2 protein-coding genes are annotated in these 1,474 nt (G+C 41.0%); one reads left to right on the forward strand and one right to left on the reverse strand.

The window, feature by feature from the left end:
• Window positions 1-78: 78 nt before the first annotated feature.
• Window positions 79-933 carry a plasmid replication initiator TrfA gene (gene trfA / locus Q0307_RS07925; protein ID WP_298659121.1) on the reverse strand — a complete coding sequence of 285 codons (855 nt, stop codon included), beginning with the start codon at window positions 931-933 and terminating at the stop codon, window positions 79-81.
• 90 nt (window positions 934-1,023) lie between these two features.
• On the opposite strand from trfA, the gene Q0307_RS07930 reads away from it, so the two are divergent.
• Window positions 1,024-1,323 (forward strand): hypothetical protein, encoded by a 300-nt coding sequence (locus Q0307_RS07930; RefSeq protein WP_298659124.1) that lies wholly within the window; start codon window positions 1,024-1,026, stop codon window positions 1,321-1,323.
• Window positions 1,324-1,474 lie beyond the last annotated feature (151 nt).

Here is a 1,474-nt window from a genome sequence, read left to right on the forward strand (position 1 = left end):
CGATGCAAGCGCGACGCTATCCCGATGCAAGCGCGACGCTATCCCGATGCAAGCGGAATGCTACACCGATAACAAACCTTATTTAAAACGATTCCAATAGGCTTGCTCTTTGCCTTGGGTACTTAGCTCAATTTTCGGGTTTTGAATGATATTAAGTCGCTCTAACTCCTCCATTGCTTCTTGAAGAGAGGCTTTAAAATCTCGCATACGCCCATCATGGCAACACACCTCCTTTAAGTACTCCAAAGAATAGCGTTGTATTTTATCGGAGCTGGTCGCCACTAATCGCTGTAATCGTTTGGCTAGATCAATACGATTTTCGATTTGAAAACGCTTATCCCAGTCCACTAAAGCAAACTCTGCATTACTAAAGAGCTGAATCCAACGCTGATCAATGCGTAGGTAGTAAGTATCTTCTTCACTATCACGACTAAAACTATCAATGAGGTGCAAGGCGACGAGGTGATAACCTCGACCATTGGGTTTTAAGGTCTCAATTTCGATGGAGCTATTGTGTAAGCGGTGAATACTCTCGCTGAGCCATTGGTAATCACTTTTACCTGTATGCCTATGAATGGCTCTTAGTAGTTCTGAGCGATTGACTGGAATGTCATCACCTAAAGGATATTGCCGTGCAAGGTGGAACAACTGCATGGCAACATCACAATCGGCTTCATCCAATTGCTTGCCTGTATGAAAAATTCTGACATCAGAACGACTCACCAAAAGCTGACGGTCATGGTATTTACGTCGACCCCGTGCAATAGGTGCAAAGAGGCTAGAACGGGCTAAATGGTTGGGTATGGCTCGTTCTATCTCTGTCCAGATTGGAAGCTGGATGACTTCGGCTTTAGGCTTGGAGGCTGCCTTGGCTTTGGTCTTTTGTTCCGCTTCCTGAGCTTTTTTAGCTAGCCATTCGGGTATTTGGGTCATAAATTTTGAGTAAGCAGCAAGGGTAGATATTGTAAAATTATAACTTAATATTGTATATTAGAACATATTTTATAAAATAAGGTTATAAAAATGATTCCTTACAAAAAAAACATATTAAAACAGAGACTTGCTCAAATCTATCATACAGGATCTACTCGTATTGAGATGTGGGAAGTTATTGACTGGTTTAATCGTGATGGTGGCAAAATCACTAAAGCCTTGTTCAGAGATGAGCTATTTCCTATATGGAAAGAAATTTGGGACTCCGATGATGATGCACCTGAATTATCTGTTTTAAGAGTTTATGCAGATCACAGTGTTACAAAACCTACCGCTTTTATCATTTTTCAAAAACAATACATTTTTTTTGAAGAAGAATCTGAGACTTAACATCAACCCAGAGTTTTGAACATCTCTCCTTTTTAGGAAATTTGATAATGGCCTCCAAGTTGCTTACTACGCCAATGGCGGATACACTAGTCTTTATTGGGTGTTTTTGCCCAAAAGCACGAATCGGACTATTCCAGAACCTCGCCACCTG

Origin of the sequence: uncultured Thiothrix sp., from assembly GCF_937873765.1 — a bacterium.
Taxonomy (GTDB): Bacteria; Pseudomonadota; Gammaproteobacteria; order Thiotrichales; family Thiotrichaceae; genus Thiolinea.

What these genes read in the sequence shown, in the direction of transcription:
- trfA (WP_298659121.1), bottom strand. Translation starts at nt 933, where the DNA reads ATGACCCAAATACCCGAATGGCTAGCTAAAAAAGCTCAGGAAGCGGAA.
- Q0307_RS07930 (WP_298659124.1), top strand. Translation starts at nt 1,024, where the DNA reads ATGATTCCTTACAAAAAAAACATATTAAAACAGAGACTTGCTCAAATC.